This is a genomic window from Vibrio jasicida 090810c, assembly GCF_002887615.1.
Classification (GTDB): domain Bacteria; phylum Pseudomonadota; class Gammaproteobacteria; order Enterobacterales; family Vibrionaceae; genus Vibrio; species Vibrio jasicida.
This window is the reverse complement of sequence record NZ_CP025793.1, coordinates 1,749,549-1,769,407: the sequence shown is the minus strand read 5'-3', so window position 1 is coordinate 1,769,407 and position 19,859 is coordinate 1,749,549. Positions and strand designations below refer to the sequence as shown.

At 43.7% G+C, this 19,859-nt stretch carries 19 protein-coding genes and 1 pseudogene; 12 read left to right on the top strand and 8 right to left on the bottom strand.

The features are described from left to right. Window positions 1–323: 323 nt before the first annotated feature. On the top strand, window positions 324–1,421 hold the full coding sequence (locus C1S73_RS25370; protein WP_038867368.1) for an autoinducer 2-binding periplasmic protein LuxP: 1,098 nt from the start codon (window positions 324–326) through the stop codon (window positions 1,419–1,421). Continuing rightward, a complete protein-coding gene (gene luxQ, locus C1S73_RS25365; protein ID WP_038867370.1) occupies window positions 1,421–3,997 on the top strand; it encodes a quorum-sensing autoinducer 2 sensor kinase/phosphatase LuxQ in 2,577 nt (858 codons plus the stop codon). Before C1S73_RS25370 ends, luxQ begins: the two co-directional genes overlap by 1 nt. A gap of 58 nt (window positions 3,998–4,055) precedes the next feature. Here luxQ and C1S73_RS25360 read toward each other — a convergent pair whose 3' ends face one another. Together C1S73_RS25360 and C1S73_RS25355 are read right to left on the bottom strand one after the other, a co-directional pair. Beyond that, complete coding sequence (locus C1S73_RS25360; protein ID WP_038867372.1) at window positions 4,056–4,718, bottom strand: flagellar brake protein; 663 nt, start codon at window positions 4,716–4,718, stop codon at window positions 4,056–4,058. A 94-nt stretch (window positions 4,719–4,812) separates the two neighbouring features. Next, window positions 4,813–5,740, bottom strand: a pseudogene (locus C1S73_RS25355) (DMT family transporter). Window positions 5,741–5,888: 148 nt separating this feature from the next. Between C1S73_RS25355 and C1S73_RS25350 the strand changes: the two are divergent. Both C1S73_RS25350 and C1S73_RS25345 read left to right on the top strand, forming a co-directional pair. Then, entirely contained in the window at window positions 5,889–6,350 is a 462-nt protein-coding gene (locus C1S73_RS25350) for an Lrp/AsnC family transcriptional regulator (protein WP_038867482.1), read from the top strand. 42 nt (window positions 6,351–6,392) lie between these two features. After that, the gene (locus C1S73_RS25345; RefSeq protein WP_038867373.1) at window positions 6,393–7,001 is read left to right on the top strand and encodes a class I SAM-dependent methyltransferase; all 609 of its coding nucleotides are present in this window, start codon (window positions 6,393–6,395) and stop codon (window positions 6,999–7,001) included. A gap of 478 nt (window positions 7,002–7,479) precedes the next feature. Here C1S73_RS25345 and C1S73_RS25335 read toward each other — a convergent pair whose 3' ends face one another. Further along, window positions 7,480–8,022, bottom strand: coding sequence for a hypothetical protein (locus tag C1S73_RS25335; protein WP_038867376.1), 543 nt, complete (start codon window positions 8,020–8,022; stop codon window positions 7,480–7,482). A gap of 82 nt (window positions 8,023–8,104) precedes the next feature. Here C1S73_RS25335 and C1S73_RS25330 point away from each other — a divergent pair, with 82 nt between their 5' ends. From C1S73_RS25330 to secF, 4 genes are all read left to right on the top strand, one after another. Next, complete coding sequence (locus C1S73_RS25330; protein WP_038867378.1) at window positions 8,105–8,773, top strand: SH3 domain-containing protein; 669 nt, start codon at window positions 8,105–8,107, stop codon at window positions 8,771–8,773. A 144-nt stretch (window positions 8,774–8,917) separates the two neighbouring features. Further along, entirely contained in the window at window positions 8,918–9,397 is a 480-nt protein-coding gene (locus C1S73_RS25325) for a hypothetical protein (protein ID WP_038867380.1), read from the top strand. Between the two features lie 166 nt (window positions 9,398–9,563). Beyond that, window positions 9,564–11,402 carry a protein translocase subunit SecD gene (gene secD / locus C1S73_RS25320; RefSeq protein WP_038867483.1) on the top strand — a complete coding sequence of 613 codons (1,839 nt, stop codon included), beginning with the start codon at window positions 9,564–9,566 and terminating at the stop codon, window positions 11,400–11,402. A gap of 3 nt (window positions 11,403–11,405) precedes the next feature. Beyond that, window positions 11,406–12,308, top strand: coding sequence for a protein translocase subunit SecF (gene secF, locus C1S73_RS25315; protein ID WP_038867383.1), 903 nt, complete (start codon window positions 11,406–11,408; stop codon window positions 12,306–12,308). Between the two features lie 166 nt (window positions 12,309–12,474). Here secF and C1S73_RS25310 read toward each other — a convergent pair whose 3' ends face one another. Both C1S73_RS25310 and C1S73_RS25305 read right to left on the bottom strand, forming a co-directional pair. Further along, window positions 12,475–12,741 carry a hypothetical protein gene (locus C1S73_RS25310; protein ID WP_038867485.1) on the bottom strand — a complete coding sequence of 89 codons (267 nt, stop codon included), beginning with the start codon at window positions 12,739–12,741 and terminating at the stop codon, window positions 12,475–12,477. Window positions 12,742–12,752: 11 nt separating this feature from the next. Beyond that, a complete protein-coding gene (locus C1S73_RS25305) occupies window positions 12,753–13,373 on the bottom strand; it encodes a LysE family translocator (protein WP_038867386.1) in 621 nt (206 codons plus the stop codon). 750 nt (window positions 13,374–14,123) lie between these two features. Here C1S73_RS25305 and C1S73_RS25300 point away from each other — a divergent pair. The 4 genes from C1S73_RS25300 (at window position 14,124) to phaC (ending at window position 18,316) form a co-directional block, all read left to right on the top strand. Beyond that, window positions 14,124–14,864: an SDR family oxidoreductase gene (locus tag C1S73_RS25300; protein WP_038867388.1), complete on the top strand. Its 741-nt coding sequence runs from the start codon at window positions 14,124–14,126 to the stop codon at window positions 14,862–14,864. 10 nt (window positions 14,865–14,874) lie between these two features. Continuing rightward, window positions 14,875–16,083: an acetyl-CoA C-acetyltransferase gene (locus C1S73_RS25295; protein ID WP_038867390.1), complete on the top strand. Its 1,209-nt coding sequence runs from the start codon at window positions 14,875–14,877 to the stop codon at window positions 16,081–16,083. A gap of 43 nt (window positions 16,084–16,126) precedes the next feature. Continuing rightward, on the top strand, window positions 16,127–16,474 hold the full coding sequence (locus C1S73_RS25290) for a phasin family protein (RefSeq protein WP_038867394.1): 348 nt from the start codon (window positions 16,127–16,129) through the stop codon (window positions 16,472–16,474). A 66-nt stretch (window positions 16,475–16,540) separates the two neighbouring features. Next, complete coding sequence (gene phaC, locus C1S73_RS25285) at window positions 16,541–18,316, top strand: class I poly(R)-hydroxyalkanoic acid synthase (RefSeq protein ID WP_038867396.1); 1,776 nt, start codon at window positions 16,541–16,543, stop codon at window positions 18,314–18,316. Between the two features lie 266 nt (window positions 18,317–18,582). On the opposite strand, the gene C1S73_RS25280 is transcribed toward phaC, so the two are convergent. Genes C1S73_RS25280 through C1S73_RS25270 form a run of 3 tightly spaced genes read right to left on the bottom strand, consistent with a single transcriptional unit; the run spans window position 18,583 to window position 19,795 of the window. Continuing rightward, window positions 18,583–18,717 carry a TIGR02808 family protein gene (locus C1S73_RS25280; protein WP_009704753.1) on the bottom strand — a complete coding sequence of 45 codons (135 nt, stop codon included), beginning with the start codon at window positions 18,715–18,717 and terminating at the stop codon, window positions 18,583–18,585. A gap of 15 nt (window positions 18,718–18,732) precedes the next feature. Beyond that, complete coding sequence (locus tag C1S73_RS25275) at window positions 18,733–19,311, bottom strand: NapC/NirT family cytochrome c (RefSeq protein WP_038867399.1); 579 nt, start codon at window positions 19,309–19,311, stop codon at window positions 18,733–18,735. Window positions 19,312–19,339: 28 nt separating this feature from the next. Further along, window positions 19,340–19,795, bottom strand: a complete 456-nt coding sequence (locus C1S73_RS25270; RefSeq protein WP_038867487.1) for a nitrate reductase cytochrome c-type subunit — start codon at window positions 19,793–19,795, stop codon at window positions 19,340–19,342. Window positions 19,796–19,859 lie beyond the last annotated feature (64 nt).

Sequence of the window (19,859 nt, the reverse complement as noted above, 5' to 3'; positions counted from 1 at the left end):
TGAATGAGTCAGAAAATGCAAAACTGTGCTGCTAATCCAAGGTTTGATACCTCAAGCAAACACTTCTTTTTCAAAAAGACAAACCGCCTTCAAATGGCGGTTTATTTTTGACGGGGGTGGGTATCATTTCCGTCGGTAGTAACACATAATACGGTAATGCCCCGCAAGGCTTAATAGAAACATTTATAGAGACCCAAGCATCTGAAGTTACTTGGGTATACAAGCGGGCTTTTATGGATATGTGCAAATAGGGTAAAGGATGACTCGGCTAGGTAATAAAATAGAGCAGCGACATGCTCCATAAAAAACTATAAGAGCAACACATGAAAAAAGCGGTACTACTTTCTCTGATTTCTATGATCGGTTTTTCACCGATTTCACATGCGACACAAGTGCTTAATGGCTATTGGGCATACCAAGATTTTCTTGATGAGTTTCCTGAGCAAAGAAAGCTGACCAATGCCTTAGCAGAAGCCGTTCGCGAACGTCCTGTGCCATTCTCTAAAACCAGAACACGTCCACTTAAAATATCCGTCGTATATCCGGGTCAACAAGTGTCAGATTACTGGGTACGAAACATTGCTGCTTTTGAAAAGCGTTTAGATAAGTTGAATATTAACTATCAAATTAACCAAGTGTTTACGCGTCCGAATGCCGATATAAAGCAACAGAGTTTGTCTTTAATGGAAGCATTAAAAAGTAAATCTGATTACTTAATCTTCACTCTGGATACCACCAGACATCGTAAATTTGTTGAACATGTATTGGATTCAACAAATACCAAGCTGATTTTACAAAATATCACTACGCCAGTACGAGAGTGGGACAAACATCAGCCGTTTTTATATGTTGGGTTTGACCATGCAGAAGGCAGTCGAGAATTAGCAACGGAATTCGGAAAGTACTTCCCAAAACACACTTATTACAGCGTGCTTTATTTTTCTGAGGGTTACATTAGTGACGTAAGAGGTGATACTTTTATTCACCAAGTTAACCGTGATAATAACTTTGAGCTACAATCAGCCTACTATACAAAAGCAACAAAGCAGTCTGGTTATGATGCTGCGAAAGCGAGTTTAGCCAAATACCCAGATGTTGATTTTATTTATGCTTGCTCTACTGATGTGGCGTTGGGTGCGGTTGATGCACTTTCTGAATTGGGAAGAGAAGACATTATGATTAACGGATGGGGTGGGGGCTCTGCCGAGTTAGACGCCATCCAAAAAGGCGATCTCGACATTACTGTCATGCGTATGAATGACGACACCGGGATTGCGATGGCAGAAGCCATTAAGTGGGACTTGGAAGGAAAGCCAGTACCTACCGTGTATTCCGGTGATTTTGAAATTGTCACGAAAGCGGATTCACCGGAAAGAATCGAAGCGCTTAAGAAGCGTGCATTTAGATACTCAGATAATTGATGACAATACGTTCAAACGCCAAAAAGCGTCGCTCTCTTGCGACGCTCATTACAAAGATCATCATTCTTGTTCTCGCCCCGATCATTCTCGGGATTTTTATTCAGAGCTATTACTTCTCTAAACAGATCATTTGGCAAGAAGTAGACAGGACCAAGCAACAAACTTCTGCTCTGATACACAACATTTTCGATAGCCATTTCGCGGCGATTCAAATCCATCACGATAGCAATACAAAAAGTGAAGTGATTCGTAATTTTTACGTTGACAGAAATACAGATGCGTTGAATTACTTCTTCCTCAGTATTGACCAAAGCGATCCTGCTCATACACCAGAATTTCGTTTTCTGACTGACCATAGAGGCATCATTTGGGATGATGGCAACGCACACTTTTATGGCGTGAACGATCTTATCCTTGATAGTCTCGCCAATCGCGTCACGTTCAGTAATAACTGGTATTACGTTAATGTGATGACCTCGATTGGTTCTCGACATATGTTGCTTCGCCGTGTACCTGTAATAGCCCCGCCGACCGGAGAGGTCTTGGGTTTCTCCTTTAATGTTGTTGTGTTAGATAACAATTTCGCACTAATGGAAAAACTCAAAAGCGAGAGTAACGTGGATAATGTCGTAATGGTTGCCAACAATGTCCCGCTAGCAAACTCTCTCATAGGGGATGAAGCATACAGTGTTGCAGACGTATTGCAGCGTAAAGGATCACAAAAGAAACTCGATAAGCTGCTCGTCATAGAAACTCCGATTGAAGTTAATGCGGTGACGACAGAATTGTGTTTGCTCACGGTGCAAGATAATCACAGTGTCGTGACGCTGCAAATCCAGCACCTTTTAGCCATGCTGGCTTCGATTGTTGGCATGATTATGATTGCGTTGCTGACCAAGGAATGGATTGAGAGTAAAGTCTCGGCTCAACTGGAATCATTGATGTCTTACACGCGTTCCGCGCGTGAGGAAAAAGGGTTTGAACGATTTAACGGTTCAAATATTGAAGAGTTTGATCATATAGGATCAACGCTGGAAAGCACCTTTGAAGAGCTAGAAGCGCAGAAGAAGTCTTTCCGAGATCTGTTTAATTTTGCGTTATCGCCAATCATGGTTTGGTCGGAAGAAAGTATCTTGATTCAGATGAACCCAGCAGCACGCAAAGAGTTGGTGATAGATGACGATCATGAAACCATGCATCCGGTCTTCCAAGGTTTCAAAGAGAAACTGACCCCACACCTGAAAATGGCTGCTCAAGGAGCGACATTGACAGGGGTTAACGTACCTATTGGCAACAAGATATACCGTTGGAATTTATCGCCAATTCGTGTTGATGGTGATATCAGCGGTATTATCGTTCAGGGTCAAGATATCACGACCCTCATCGAAGCCGAAAAGCAGAGTAACATTGCACGGCGTGAGGCAGAAAAGTCCGCGCAAGCTCGTGCTGATTTTCTCGCAAAGATGAGCCATGAAATTCGAACGCCAATTAACGGTATTTTGGGTGTCGCACAGTTATTAAAAGATACGGTGGAAACCGAAGAACAGAAGAATCAAATCGATGTGCTTTGCCATAGTGGTGAGCATTTATTGGCAGTTTTGAATGATATCTTAGACTTTTCCAAGATTGAGCAAGGTAAGTTCAATATTCAAAAGCACCCGTTTTCGTTTAATGACACCATTCGCACGCTAGACAACATCTATCGTCCAATTTGTAATAACAAGAGCGTTGAACTCATCATTGAGAACAAGCTCGATCAAGATGTCGAAATCTTTACTGATCAAGTTCGACTCAATCAGATTTTGTTTAACTTAGTCAGCAATGCGGTGAAGTTCACGCCATCCGGAAGCGTTCATCTAAAAGCAGAGTTAGAGCAATTTTATGGCGCAGAGAACAGTGTCTTGGTTGTTGAGATCATCGATACAGGGATTGGTATTGAATCGGATAAGCTTGACCAAATGTTCGAACCTTTCGTGCAAGAAGAGGCAACAACCACTCGCGAATACGGCGGCAGTGGCCTAGGTTTGACCATCGTGAAGAACCTTGTCGACATGCTAGAAGGTGACGTTCAAGTTCGTAGTAGTAAAGGACATGGCACCACATTTGTCGTCACGCTACCTGTGAAAGACCGAGCGCGTGTACTTCGTCCTTTGGATGCCAGTCAGCGTGTGAAACCAGAAGCCTTGTTTGATGAAAGCTTAAAAGTCTTGCTGGTGGAAGACAATCATACCAATGCCTTTATCCTTCAAGCATTTTGTAAGAAATACAAAATGCAGGTGGATTGGTCGAAAGACGGTTTAGAGGCAATGGAATATCTGTCTGACAATAATTACGATCTGATATTGATGGATAATCAACTGCCGCACCTTGGTGGTATCGAAACGACGCACGAGATACGCCAGAATTTACGGCTGGGCACGCCTATTTACGCTTGTACTGCAGATACTGCAAAAGAAACCAGTGACGCATTTATGGCAGCAGGGGCGAACTATGTGCTGCTCAAACCGATCAAAGAGAACGCATTGCACGAGGCATTTGTCGATTTCAAGCAGCGATTCTTAGTAGAAAGAACGTAATTAAAAACCGAAACGGAGGGGCGTAGTGGCCTCTCTTATCGTTGACACTACTGATTCGTTATATTGTCGCTGCAGAAAAGGATTGTTCAAGCAACTCTGTTTTGAGTTCTTCCGTCATATTCAAAGGCTCCGCAAATTGCACTCCAATAATCCAACCCTTGGCAAGTTTCTTAATGTTTGCAACGGAGCAGCGATTATCATCATCAATATAACCACTTAGAGGTGAGTCTATCGTGATCCTATCACCCACTAAGAACTCTGGTTCTATCATGGTTGAGATCCCGCAACCGGATAACGAGAAATCAATCAAGCAGCCTTCGTATTTATTGTTCATATGGTCGATAGCGCAACCCAGCTGTAGCTTGTAGCGTTCATGTTCTCGCACGGGCTTGGTCGCGAAAGTGGCGGGAATACGAATAAATAACAATGGAGATGGACGTAGAACATTCATCAGAACGCTGGTTTTAAAAGCAATCACGTGTCCCAAATCCGTATCTGAAACGCCTCGGATGACCACATCGACATTGTTGAGCTTACGGAGTGCTTGTTCTTCCAGTAGTCGTGTTGGAATATCGAGAATGATATAAGCGTTTTCTTTCAATCCAATATAAGTCGCAGCGTAAGTGTATTTTTCTTCCGAGCTGAACTCGAAGTTAACCCAGAGGCGCATTCCTGTTTTTAAAAATCGATGTAATTCGTCTTTGCTGTGAGTTGAAGGCATAACATCTGACGTTGTAATTTATTATGCCCAACAGGTTATCAAAACGCCGTTTTGGCTTTCAATAGTCGGAGACAAAAGTCGTGCAATTTTATTCTTATCTGTGAACGGGGGGCTGATATTTTTGGCCAGGGTCTTGTTTCATTAAAACATTGCTTGCCACGATGCTGCCACACGTAACCAAAAAGAGTGCGCACCAAGTTAAGATATCTGGTCTTTCATTGAAAACCGGTATCGCCAGCAAGGTTGCGAGCACTGGGGTTAAGGAACCAAAGGCTGCACTCGCTTCTGCCCCAATGTTTTTTACGGCATAGAGGAAGGTGAAAGAGGCAACTAACCCAGCGCCAACACCTTGCAGCAAGATATGTCCAAAGAGTTCACTCCATGGCCATTTGTTTAAGGGAGTGATGGCGAGGTAACTGTCTGTCCAACCAAAACCGATGGCGACGATAAGCATCGCAAACGAGATGATCGATACAAACCCAGCGCAAACCTGTGCACTCAAATTTGCTACACGAGCACTGATAGTAAACGTGGCCCACATCAAACTACCCAGCAAAAACAAAAAATGCCCTTTAAGTTGGGGCCAATTGTATTCACTTCCCAAGTTGGACAATAAAAAAAACAGCTATACCAAACAACACCGCCGACAGACCAATAATTCGATGCCGGCTGAGTGGTTGTTGAAAGCAAATTACCGCGATAGCAGATACAAATAAAGGCAAGGTTCCTGGGACGAGAGCACTGCCATGCGCGACAGGGGCAAACTGCATTGCAGTGCCAACAATCAACAAGTAAGGCAAGCCACTGCCAAGAAGGATACCGAGGAGGTATTTGTGGGGGACCGCGCGCACGTGATCCATCGATTTGATGACGAATGGAAATAAGACTAAGGCCGGGACGAGAAATCGGGTGAGAGCAATGTCTGCTGGCTCAAGATTAGAAATCGTCCCGCCTTTGAGGGACAGAAAAAAACCAGCCCAAAGAAAAAGGGTGGTGAGCATCGCGGCGTATCCTAAAGCCATCATGTGTCCAATACTTTGTGAATAATGTGTTAATTATCGGATGAAAGTGACGATTAATGGTGGCAAACTATAGCGCTATATCGCTCGATATTGATGATTTTAATCTAAATGAAAGCTTTTGTTAGTGAAATTTGGCATGGATGATGAAATGGATAAAATAGATCGCCAATTACTTCATTTGATTCAACAAGACGCGACGATGACGACGAGTGAGCTTGCAGATAAAGTCGGACTCTCTGCTTCACCTTGTGCAAGAAGGATCAAACGGCTAGAGCAGGAGGGGGTCATTAGCGGTTATAGGGCAATGATTTCACGTGATAAAGCGGGCATCGCGATGACGGTGTTTGTTGAGGTCAGTTTGAATAATCACCAAGCAACCTCTATTGATGACTTTGAACAAGCCATCGGTGATATGGAAGAGGTCATCTCTTGTCATGTTGTTTCTGGGGCATACGACTATCTGCTCGAAGTAGTAAGCAAAGATCTGATGGGTTATGAGTCGTTTACTCGAAAATTACAGCGATTGGAAAATGTAAAAGACATCCACACGCACTTAGCCATTCGACAAGTGAAGGGTAATGGTAATCTTCCTATTTATACTCAGACTTAAGTTGATACTAAATCATAAAATGATTTCGAAAGGTAAGTACACATGAAGTGGTTAGATAGGCTGCGTATCGCTCATTATCACCGTAAACGATATAAGCAATTTGGTGACGACAAGGCAAAAACATTAGGTTGGCAGGACAAGTTTAGCCAAGTAAGTCGCTTTGAAGCCTTGTGTCATGATTTACCGCTCAATGGTACGAGCCTTCTAGATATCGGGTGTGGTTATGCTGATTTACTTGAATATTTAGAGCAAAAAGATATCTGCTTATCTGGCTATATCGGAATTGACCAGCAGAAGCAGTTCATTTCTGTGGCTAGGCAAAGAGTCTTCAAAACACACGCGGATTACATACGAGGAGACTTTTCCAAACTTGTGCTGCCGAGTGCGGACTATGTCTTGGCTTCTGGCTCTTTGAATTATCAATCAGCTAATCCAAATCATACTGTCGAGATGATTGAGAAGATGTATCGGGCGGCGAAGATAGCCTGTGCGTTTAACTTATTGGATGAGGCAAAGTTACCGAGTATGCAGATGCTTGAATCGCACAACAAAGAGGGAATACTGCGTTATTGCCGACTGTTATGTAAGGACAGTTATTTGGTTGAAGGGTATTCCGAGCACGATTTCACTATTGTGATGCCAAAACATTAAATCGCCTTTCGTTTAGCGAGCAATAAAAAACGGAGTCAGTTGCCTGACTCCGCTTGGTGATTCTTTTAAGCCTTATTGGTATTTGTATTTTGAGATCTCACAGTTACCTGTGTGTCTATCAACCTTAAATGAGAACGCGGCTGAATGGTACTCCCTCCCATCGCTCCAAATTGTCTCTCCGAAGATTTTACAAAGGTCCAAGTCACTGATTGAACCGAACTGTTTAACGTGCCTAACTACTGACAAAAACTTGGCTTTGGTAGCATTAGGACAATCCCTGTTACTTAATCGATTGATAACCATTTTTGTAGCATCATCTCCAGCCAAATGTGACTTTATATTAAATTTTGTTAATGGGTAAATTACCCAAAAACTGGTCGTAAGTAAAGCGTTATTGTGACAGATGTCTCTATAAATTGACCTGTTTGATTATTAATTGCTCAATTTGAAAGGGGGAACAATCCCAATATGAACAGAATCATTCAGAGCTGTTTCGTGCATAATTAATAGCGTCGATTTCCATGCCATATTGATTGGCAAGTGTGAGGTACTTTCCTGCCAAAATTCGGAAGTCATTTTGCATTTCTAATGTATTGGTCAGATACCAGTTCGCCGTGATCTCGTTCGACTTAGCGCCTTCCTTCTGGCAATAAAAGACAATGCGTTTCCAATTTTCAGCGATGGTTTGAGAGCGATGCATCAGGGCGTTTATAGCGCGTGACATTTCGATGAAATCCTCTCGTTGTTCCTCTGACTCCAACAATTGCTTTTTCAAGCGGTTTTTATTGGAAGGCGTACGCCAAAGTTTGCTTAACTCATCCGTTGAAAATGTTTGTGAGTACATCTGACTATCGTTGTATTCTTTTAGGCTCTCATTAAACAAGCGAGCATGTTCATTGTAATTGGACTCTAAACGACTGAATTGGGTAAGATTGTCATTCCACGAAGCGTGGTCACATTGAATATTGGCGAATGCTGGAAGTGGAACTAGGAGCAATATCCATTTGAGCTTGTTCATCATTGTTGTCACGTAAGTTATGCATCTGCTATCAGTATAGATGCTGTATGGGCGCCGTTGATACAAAGAAGAAAAGGAATAGGACATGAAGAAAGCACTGATTGCACTGGTCATTTTATTGCTGCTTGGAGGCGCTGGGGCAGGGTACTACTTCTTCTTTATGCAAAAAGACGAGCCTGTCGCTGAAGCGCCGTTTAAGCCTGAAAAAGAGGTGGGTCCAAAAGAGGAACCAAAACCTATCATGGATTTAGAAGTGCCTGCTCCAGAGGTCACCGAATACTATGTCACAGAACGCCGCATCAACGTGTATAACAAACCCGATAACCAATCATTGATTGTTGATGCCCTATATAAGGGTGAGAAAGTATCGGTGCTGGAGAAAGCTGATGGTTGGTTTCGCCTCTCGGATTACATTGTTTATGAAGAGGGCGGGGAAGAAACGGCAGAATGGGTCGATGCGAAAGGGCTATCGGATTCACAACCGGTGATTAAAGAACAAGAGCGCTTGGAAATATTGGACAACTACTTACAAAAGTCCGATGATTTGAAAGTACACTTAGATATATTCCGTAATAAAACGCAGCAATTGCTTGATGACGAAACGTGTGCGCCTAGTGACTTCGAAGAGCTTGGTGGATGGGTTCGCTCTGTGACGTATAAAAAGCGCAATGTGTATTTCATATATTGCGGCGGGCTAGAACAAGAAAACAAAATCTATTTAGATGTCGATAAAGGTGAAATATTTTATCGATGAATGTCTGTTGAACGCTGGTGGATGTTGTTTTCCAAGGTTGGAAACAGAGATTTATAACTTTTTAGTTGTTAACTATAAGCAATAGGAATACTATCTGCGAGCTGAGTTGAAGAACTCGGCTCGTTTTGTTTTAAGTGAGCTATCATGCCTTGGATTTACGTTAGAAAACTGTTTTTGCTGCTACTTGCAATGGTGCTATCGCCAATGCAAGCGTCTGCTGCGCAGTTAGAACATAAATCGCACTTACCTCACTTCTCTAAGTTACAACCTTTTACGGTTGCTAACTCCGCAACGAACTCTCCGGTTGATATCTCCGAGCTGACAGAAGAGTCTACTCAGTCTCCTGTTTCAGAGGGACATGCCAGCCAAGATTCATTCGCTATTTTTAACTCTCAGCGTTGGACATCGCACCTACGTGAGAATATCGACGACGAACATGTTGATTTCGTTGGCGATCTAACCAGTCCTTTTTACGCCGATGCTGGTTATGCTTATAGCCTAATGGACATCAGTTGGCGTCAAAACCAATCTACCTTTCACTATTTTGTTAGTGACCATCGCATTGCTGGTTGGAAAGACACCAATGCCATGTACGTCGCTCTCAATAGTCAGTTTTCAGCTTAAACACCATCACTCTGCACATCTTGTGCATTCTTAACACGACAACATTTTTACAGGGCGAGTGATCGTTCTGTGCATTCCATACCTGCTTTTAGTTGGGTAATCGTTTTGTCGTGTCTTGAATTTAACTATTTGAATATTCACTGATTAGTGAATGGATGATGTTTACATGAAGAAAACACCGAAACCACAAAAAACCAGAAAAGTGCTGAACCATTACTCAGCATGGAAATATGTCGTATTAATTACGACCGTTATCATCTTAACTTTGAGCGCAATCCCAACTTGGTTTGGCGAGCAGCCGTCTATTCAGGTTACGTTTGCTGACCAAAACAACAGTGCGATGTCAGTGGTTCAATTGGATCAGCTATTAAAGTCGCATCACATTCCTGCGTCGAAGATCATTGAGAAAGACGGCCAAACCACAATCGTTTTCGATGGCGAAGATGCACAAAGTAAAGCGCGTGCTCTGTTAAACGAACAATTAAACAAAGACGACAGCATTACGTTCTCTTACGTATCGGTTGCACCAGAGTGGCTAAATGAAATGGGCTTTAGCCCAATCAAGCTAGGTTTGGATTTACGTGGTGGTGTGCAATTCCTACTGAACGTAGATGTAAATAAAGCATTCGAAGAACAACGTGACGCATTAGTAGACGAGATCAAAGCAAGCCTTCGTGAAGAGCGTGTTCGTGGTGTTCAGGTTCGCGCCGAAGCGGGCAACCACATTGCGGTAAACAGTGAAAACGAGGAAGGCTTGAAAGCAGCAAGCCAATTCCTTCGCCAAAACTACCCTGGCTGGACGATGACAAGCACAGACCGAGGCTTTGAACTTCAACCAAGTGAACAAAACATCCAAGAGTTCCAAACGACTACGTTGCAACAAAACTTGAAGATCATGCGCGGTCGTATAGAAGAACTCGGTATTACCGAGGCGATGGTTCAACGTCAAGGTAAAGAGAGTATTCGTATCGAACTTCCTGGTGTTCAAGATCCTGCCCAAGCGAAAAACGTTATCGGTGCAACAGCGAGTCTTGCTTTCTATGAAGTGAAAGATGCAAGCCAAGCACGAAGCAGCCAAGATCTTGTTCTAAAAGACAACGACGGCCGTACCGTTATTCTTGCTAAACGTCCTGTCCTTACTGGTGAGCACATTGTAAACGCACGCGCTGGTGTGGATAAAATGGGCATGTCAGAAGTAAACATCTCTCTAGACCACGCGGGTGGTAAGAAGATGAGTGACTTCTCCGCGACTCACATTGGTAAGCCTATGGCGACCGTGTACCGTGAGTACAAGACAAATGAACGCGGCATGACAGAGCGCAGTGAACGCGTCATCAGTGTTGCAACGATTCAATCTCAACTTGGTAGCCAATTCCGCATCACAGGTGCTGGCAGCATGGATGAAGCGCAACAACTAGCTTTGCTTCTGCGTGCAGGCTCTCTAACTGCCCCAGTAACGATTGTTGAAGAGCGCACAATTGGTGCTTCTCTTGGTGCAGAAAACATTCAAAACGGCTTTGCTGCGCTTGCGCTAGGTATGGGCTTAACGCTCACCTTTATGGCGCTTTGGTACCGTCGTTTAGGTTGGGTTGCAAACGTAGCACTTTGTGCAAACATGCTTTGCTTGCTTGGCTTAATCGCGCTGCTTCCAGGTGCGGTACTTACATTGCCTGGTATTGCCGGTTTGGTATTGACCGTAGGTATGGCAGTGGATACCAACGTAATTATCTTTGAACGTATTAAGGACAAAATGCGAGAGGGTCGCAGCTTCGCTCAAGCGATTGACCTCGGTTTTGATAGTGCATTTGCAACCATCCTTGATGCCAACATCACCACCATGATCACAGCAGTGATTCTATACGCGATCGGTAACGGTCCAATTCAGGGCTTTGCTTTAACACTAGGCTTGGGTCTGATGACCAGTATGTTTACTGGCGTATTCGCTTCTCGTGCAATGATTAATTTAATTTGGGGCCGTGATGGCCGTCGTGATGTAAGGGTTTAAATCATGGTTGAAATGCTAAAACAAAATATCCGTAAGATTCGTTACTTCACAACGTTTGTCTCTGTTGTTCTAACGGTCATTGCGCTGGTCGCCCTTGGTATGAAGGGACTAAACTTAGGTCTTGATTTCACTGGTGGTATGGTTACCGAAGTGAAAGTCGATAAACAACTAACGAACCACGATTTATTGAATGCACTGCAACCTAAGTTGGGTGACTCGACATCAGTAACTCGTTCGGGTGAGGATGGTCGTTGGGTGATTCGCTATTCAGCACCAACAGAGGGTCAAACTTTACCAAGTGTGGCAGAGACGCTTAAGCCGATCTCACATGAAGTGAAAGTTGTAAGTAACAGTATCGTAGGGGCTCAAGTAGGTCAGGATTTGTTCGATCAAGGTGGTTTAGCGCTACTGGTTTCAGTACTGACAATTCTTGGTTACTTGTGTTTCCGCTTTGAGTGGCGTTTAGCAAGTGGTTCATTGTTCGCTCTCGCGCACGACGTTATTCTCGTTCTGGGTTTCTTTGCTATTACCCAAATGGAATTCAATTTAACGGTGTTCGCAGCGATTCTCGCTATTCTCGGTTACTCGTTGAATGACTCGATTATCATTGCAGACCGAATTCGTGAGTTACTGGTTGCTAAGCAAAGTTGGAAAACGGAACAAATTAACGATGAAGCGGTACTGGCGACGTTCTCCCGTACTATGGTGACGTCTGGTACAACGCTTATCACTGTTGGAGCACTATGGATCATGGGGGGCTCAGCTCTTGCTGGTTTCTCAACAGCAATGTTTATCGGCGTACTATCGGGTACGTGGTCATCTATCTCGATTGGTACGGTGCTTCCGGAATGGTTGAAGCTAGAACCAAAACACTACCTACCAGTAGAGATCGACACTGCACCATAATGTTTGGTGTTTAAGGTAAAAGTGCTTGCGCCACTCAACTTGAGTGGCGCTTTTTTATCTAGAGAAACGAGAAACGAGAAACGAGAAACGAGAAACGAGAAACGAGAAACGAGAAACGAGAAACGAGAAACGAGAAACGAGAAATAAAATAAAATAAAAGAAGGTGTTACTTAACGCGCATTAGGCGATGCTTCACTGAACCAAGATCGAACTCTATGATTTGGGAACGCGTCATCGATTCAACTTTGGTGAGCATGGCATCTTGATAACCTTTCTTCTTCATCCACTGTAATGGTTCCGAAAAGCTGTCCTCATTCACCATATAAGACTCGCCTTTGTGCTCTCCCGTATAGACGTTTACTACCCACACGCGAGCCTGAAAATCGAGTGCCTCACGAATGGTCTGTTTGAACTTATCTAAGATGTGTGTCATTGCTTGCTGAATTAGCTCAATAACAACCAAACACCGACACCCATCATCAAAGTGCCTGCAATTCGGTTCATCAAGCGCACGTTTTTTGATTGGCCTAGTAAACGTTTAAGTCCTTTGCCACCAGTAGCGTAAAGAGACATACAGATGAACTCAAATAACAAAATAATAGAGACGAGAACAACAAGTTGAGGCGTGAGTGCTGCGCTTTGATCGATAAACGGAGGGAGAAGTGAAATCATGAACGCCCACCCCTTCGGGTTTGCGATGGCTGTAATAAACCCTTGAAGTACCAAATCCCAGTTACCACTAGTCGGTACATCAATACTATCAACATTGATTGCGAGCTTACCTCGTGAACGCCACATTTCAATTCCCAGATAGAGCAGGTAGCTAGCGCCAATCAGTTTGAGCGCAGTAAACAGCCATGGGTAGTTGAGCATGATTGCGGCAATACCAAGTACTGCTGAGACAGAAACCAGTGCCACCCCAACTAATTCTCCTGCCATCATCCACAGGGTTCTTCGGTAGCCGATGCTCATGCCTAGCGTGAGCGCGAGTGTCATACACATACCAGGCGTGATAGAAACAAAGAAAAAGGTGGGGATAAACATGGTCAGCAAAGCGGTATTCATATTAGTGATTATTGTATTATTAGCTAGTCAGGCAACAAAGATAGTGCAAAGTGCTCTTCGATGCCATAGATAAAAGTCGTTACCTTCTTGGACATCCATCTACCTTTCAACTATTTAATAAAAATAAAATAGTAATTAAATGATTGCGACATATTAGTGCTTGCATGCACCAAATGGTGACATTTATAAAAAGTCGGTTTTTAAATAAGCCTATATTAAGGAAAATATTTCTGGGTTTTTATTTATTTTACGTTGATTTAATTGTCATTAAAGGTTTGATGATAATTAAAATTTTAATGCAAGGTGATATCTAAATAAATGATATATTTAATATTTGTAAGGTCATCTATTGGAACTATTACTCCAATGATTTAATTAAGAATTATTAGTTTAGAAACCAAAGATGATCTTTCACTCTTTGTAAATGCAATAAACATAAAAATTCGTATAAGTGACTGAAATAAAGATGGTTTTAATCATTGTTGATTAAGTTGTCTATAGTTTAAGTCTTTTTAAATCAATCCCTTAAGCGTATTTAACCTTTCTATAACATTTCATTGCTAGTGAGATCTAAATCAATCTTATGCAAATGAATGAGTTTTTTATTTGAAATGTAATATTTCTAGGTTAACTTAAAATAAAAGGCAGCAGAGGATTTGTTGCCACAAGAATAAATTTATATGTCAGTTGGCGAAATATTTCGCCAGTGTCTTAATTCGCTTTTTAATGCCGTTAAGAATGGAGTCTTCAATGAAGAAAGTCGCTTTGATCACTGGATCAAAAGGCGGAATTGGTTCTGCTATTTCCTCTCAATTAGTTAATGATGGTTACCGAGTAATTGCTACTTACTTTACTGGTAACTATGAGTGTGCGTTGGAATGGTTTAATGAAAAAGGGTTCAATAAAGATCAGGTACGTCTTTTTGAACTAGATGTAACTAACACCGCTCAATGTGCTGAAAAACTAGCACTTTTACTTGAGGAAGAAGGAACCGTTGATGTCGTCGTCAATAATGCAGGAATCACACGCGATGGCGTGTTTAAAAAGATGACTGCACAGGCTTGGAACGACGTCATTAATACCAACCTAAATAGCTTGTTCAACGTGACACAGCCGCTTTTTGCAACCATGTGCGAAAAAGGCGGTGGTCGTATTATTAACATCTCTTCTGTTAATGGTCTGAAAGGCCAGTTTGGTCAAGCAAACTATTCAGCGGCTAAGGCTGGCATGATTGGTTTTTCTAAAGCATTGGCATATGAGGGGGCTCGCTCAGGCGTAACGGTAAACGTTATTGCTCCGGGTTACACAGGGACACCAATGGTTGAACAAATGAAACCGGAAGTGCTGGAGTCTATCACCAACCAGATCCCAATGAAGCGTTTAGCAACGCCTGAAGAAATTGCATCATCCGTAAGCTTCTTAGTGAGTGATGCCGGCGCTTACATCACCGGTGAAACACTGTCGGTGAACGGCGGCCTATACATGAGCTAAGGAGAAGATGATGGAAAAAGTATTTGTTATTGCAGCGAAACGTACACCGATTGGCGCGTTTGGCGGAAGCTTAAAAAACACGTCAGCGGGCAATCTAGCGGCGGTTGCAATTAAAGGTGCGCTTGAGGCGGCATCACTAACGGGCGATAAAGTTGATGAAGTGATCGTTGGTAACGTTATCGCAGCAGGGCAAGGTATGGGCGTTGGTCGTCAAGCCGCGATGTTTGCCGGTATTCCCGAGTCTGTGCCAGCTTATGGCGTGAACATGGTTTGCGGCAGTGGTATGAAAACTGTCATGGATGGCGTTTCTCATATTCGCAGTGGCGATGCACAAGTGGTTGTGGCTGCAGGTGTCGAGGTAATGTCACAAATCCCATTCATCGTGCCTAGCGTTGTACGTGATGGCAATAAGATGGGCAACATGGAGTTGAAAGATCTCCTCATTGCTGACGGTTTGACGGACGTTTACAACCAATACCACATGGGTGTTACCGCCGAAAATGTTGCGAAAGAGGTTGGTTTGACGCGCCAACAGCAAGACGAATATGCGCTAGCGAGCCAACAAAAGGCTGTCGCTGCGATTGAAGCGGGTAAGTTCAAAGACGAAATTGTGCCGGTCGAAGTTAAACAACGTCGTGAAACCGTCGTGTTTGATACGGATGAATACCCTAAAGCAAACGCAACACTGGAAGGCTTGAGTAAACTGCGCCCAGCTTTTGACCGTGAAGGTACGGTAACAGCAGGCAACGCTTCCGGCATTAATGACGGTGCTAGTGCCATTATCCTTGCTTCTGAGAGTGCAGTTCAGGAACTCGGCTTAACGCCAATCGCTGAAATCGTAAGTTATGCGCAGTCTGGTCTGGATCCAAAAATTATGGGTCTTGGTCCGGTTGAATCGGTAAACAAAGCGTTGAACAAAGCTGACCTGAAAACCAGCGATATTGACGTTTATGAGTTGAATGAAGCCTTTGCTGCACAAGCTTTGGGTGTGATTCATAAATTGGCAGAAACCAACCAAGTTCCCGTGAGCTCAATTCAAGACAAAGCCAACTTTAATGGTGGTGCAATCGCATTGGGCCACCCTCTAGGTGCATCAGGTAACCGCATTTTGGTTACGTTAGTACACGAACTTCACAAACAAGACGGTCAGTACGGTGTTGCTTCACTTTGTGTAGGCGGCGGTATGGGCACGGCTGTGGTTGTAAAAGCAGTTAAGTAGTTATTTAAACGGATATTTTAATTCTTTCTCTAGGAGATAAACCATGTACACTGATTTCTTCAAAACTTTTAGCGATCAAACTGAAAAGAACCTTGAACCATACTTGAAGTTCAACAAGCTAGTGACCAAGAATGTAGAAGTGCTTACAGAGCTTCAACTGAATGCAATCCGCACATATAGCGAAGTTGGCCTAAACCAAATGAAAGCAGCGTCAGAAATCAAAGACGTCACTTCTTTAACGGCGTTTAACAGCCAGCAACTAAGCGTGCTTACAAAGCTTTCTCAACAAATGATGGATGACAGCAACAAGTTGCAATCTATCGCAAAAGAATTCAAAGAAGACGTTGAACAAATGACTTCGGAAAATCTAAAGACTGTTACTCCTGCGTAATACGTCCACTTTTCGCCGCCCGAGTTCTTGGGCGGCGTTTTTCTTTCCGAATATAGGAGTAAGACTATGTTTCAGCACTTCTTTTCGGACTATCTTGTTAAGCTTCAAGAAACCAATCATCAGTGGTGGCATGATTTCGAAGTCAACAAGGCAGTCGTGAATTCTCCTTTGAATAAGGCCATGCAAGAAGTGAACTTCGAAGATACGGCTAAACTGTTCGAACAAGCCGCCAATCAACCAGCTGCGATTTTAAAACTCCAAGCAGAGTGGTGGGAGCAACAACTGCAAATATGGCAGAACGTGGCGTTAGCTGGTAATCAGGCACAAATCATCGAAGCAGAGAAGGGCGATAAGCGTTTCTCTAACGAAGCTTGGCAAAACGAAGCGATGTACAGCTTCATCAAACAATCCTACCTATTGTTTAGTAAGACTTATCTCGACACTCTGGATTCTATAGAAGGGTTGGATGAGAAGACGAAAGAACGTATTACCTTCTTCTCTCGCCAAGCCATCAATGCACTCTCTCCTTCAAACTTTATCGCGACTAACCCAGAGCTGCTTAAACTGACGTTAGAGCAAAATGGTGAGAACCTTCTAACGGGTTTGGAAAAGCTGAAAGAGGACGTAGAGTCAAGCGCGGACATTCTGAAAGTACGAATGACAAACAACAATGCTTTCCGTGTTGGTGATGATGTGGCGACAACCGCAGGCGATGTTGTGTTTCAAAATGAGTTGTTTGAGCTCATTCAATACCGTCCTTTGACAGAAAAAATCAATGCAACGCCACTGCTTATCGTCCCGCCGTTTATCAACAAATACTACATCCTTGATCTAACCGCGAAGAACTCAATGGTTCGTTGGTTGTTAGAGCAAGGTCATAGCGTGTTTATGATGTCGTGGCGCAACCCAGGTAAAGAGCAAGCTCAAGTTGAGTTTGGTGACTACGTGACGGAAGGCGTCGCCAAAGCAGTTACGGCCATCGAAGACGTAACGGGCCAAGAGCAGATAAATGCGGCTGGTTACTGTATTGGTGGTACGGTCTTGGCCAGTACCGTGGCGTACTATGCTGCGAAACGTATGAAGAAACGCATTAAATCTGCAAGCTTCTTTACCACTCTACTGGACTTCTCTCAGCCGGGCGAAGTAGGGGCGTACATCAACGATACCATCATCAGTGCAATTGAGACGCAAAACAACGCGAAAGGTTACATGGATGGCCGCTCACTCAGTGTTACCTTCAGCCTATTACGCGAGAACAGTCTGTACTGGAACTACTATGTGGACAATTACCTCAAAGGCAACAGCCCTGTAGACTTCGATCTTCTGTACTGGAACAGCGACAGCACCAATGTGAGCGCTGCTTCCCACAACTTCTTATTGCGTGAACTCTATCTAGAGAACAAGCTTGTTCAAGACAAGGGCGTGAAGATCGGTGGCGTCTGGATCGATCTGAATAAGATTAAGATCCCGAGCTACTTTGTATCGACCAAAGAAGACCATATCGCATTGTGGCAAGGAACCTATCGTGGTGCACTCAATACTGGCGGCAATAAGACCTTTGTGTTGGGTGAGTCTGGTCATATCGCGGGGATCGTTAACCATCCTGCTAAAAATAAGTATGGCTACTGGTTAAACGACAACCTTGATGATTCTGCTGATGAATGGTTTAACAATGCTAACCATCAGGAGGGTTCTTGGTGGACACACTGGCATCAATGGTTAATGCAGTTCAACCCAGAAGAGCAGGTCGAACCGTTCCCAGTTGGCTCTGAGCAAAATCCGGCTATTGATGAAGCACCAGGTCAATACGTTCGACAAGTTCTGCCTATTAAAGAGTCCTAAACTGCTCCTCACAGCAGTATTATTTGGCGGCCTATAGGGTCGCCTTTTTTGTTTCTGGCGTACCTTAAGGGAACTTGGGAGGCTTAGTGAAGCTATAAAGCGTGAGTCGTGGTAATCAGAGTTTGAGTCGGTTGTGGGTAGAAAAAACTTCTTCGAGCTTTGCCAGTGCTATTGAATTGTCAGAACTACAAAGAAAAAACGCCAAGTAAATGCTTGGCGTTTTCCGTCAACAAAATAGGCAAAAATGTTGACTGACTAGAGGTAAATTACACCTCTTTATCCTTACCTAGTGAAAGTAGCCATAGAGAGACTGCTGCTACCCCCACAAAGCCGGAAAGAATAATCACGGGCATTGCGCTATATCCAAGGAAATGCCAGATAAAGGATTCTAGATTGCTCATTGTCTGTGTTTCTCCTTATTGCCAGCCTTCAACACCGTGCATGTCAGGCAGTTTGTGTGCGATACCTTTGTGGCAATCTACACACGTTTTTTCGCCTGAAGCAAGCGCAGTTGAGTGTTGTTCTGCTGCACGTTTACCCTGTTGTGAGTAGTCCATGAAATCGAACTCATGACAGTTACGACACTCAAGAGAGTCGTTCTTCTTCATTCGTGCCCATTCACGTTCTGCTAAGTGCTCGCGACGGGCTTGGAATTTCTCTGGTGTATCGATGGTCTTCGTCACGTAGTGAGCAAACAACTCTTTTGACGCTTGAACTTTACGGACGATCTTATCTGTCCATTCATGTGGTACGTGACAGTCTGAACAGATAGCTCGAACGCCAGAGCGGTTAGAATAGTGGATTGTCTCTTGGATTTCAGCAACGATTGGTGCGTGACAGCCAGAACAGAATTCCTCTGTGTTGGTTGCTTCCATACCTGTGTTGAATGCCCCCCAAAAGAGAAGACCACCGGCAAAGCCAAGAAATAAAACAACACCAGCGGCAGCTTTACTTGGGCGTGATAGCCTCTTCCAAAACGCTTTAAGTATTTTCATAAGTAACCTCTTAGTACTCGCGTTTCAATTACTGAAGCGAATCGACTGCCTTAAACTCGTTTTCCACTAGCGGAGTAGCACTGGTTTGTGGAACGTGACATTGCAAACAGAAGTAGCGACGTGGAGACATGTCTGCCAATACCGCGTCTTCTCGGTTAACGTAGTGCGTTACACTGATTTTGGTAGCGCCTGCGTCTTTAGCGTTTTTCCAGCTGTGACATGCTAGACATTTGTTTGCGTTCAAAGACACCTCGTAGTTACGAATGCTATGTGGGATCAGCGGTGGCTGATAAACAAAGCTGTCTTCAACGATTTGATCTTTTGGAAAATCTTTAAAGTCATCCGCAGGACGTGTGTCTTCAAGCTGTGCAGTGCCGCGTAGCGAGTCTAGACCGCCTGTGCCGCCAGGGTTGTCCAATTCAGCTTGCGCAACGCCTGTCAACAAAGCACCTACAGATAAAAGTGCGACAAGTAATTTTTTCATCATTTCATCTCCGCCTTTAAGGCTAAAATTCTTTTCTAGGCCGCCGCGCTGGCGGCCTGTGCAT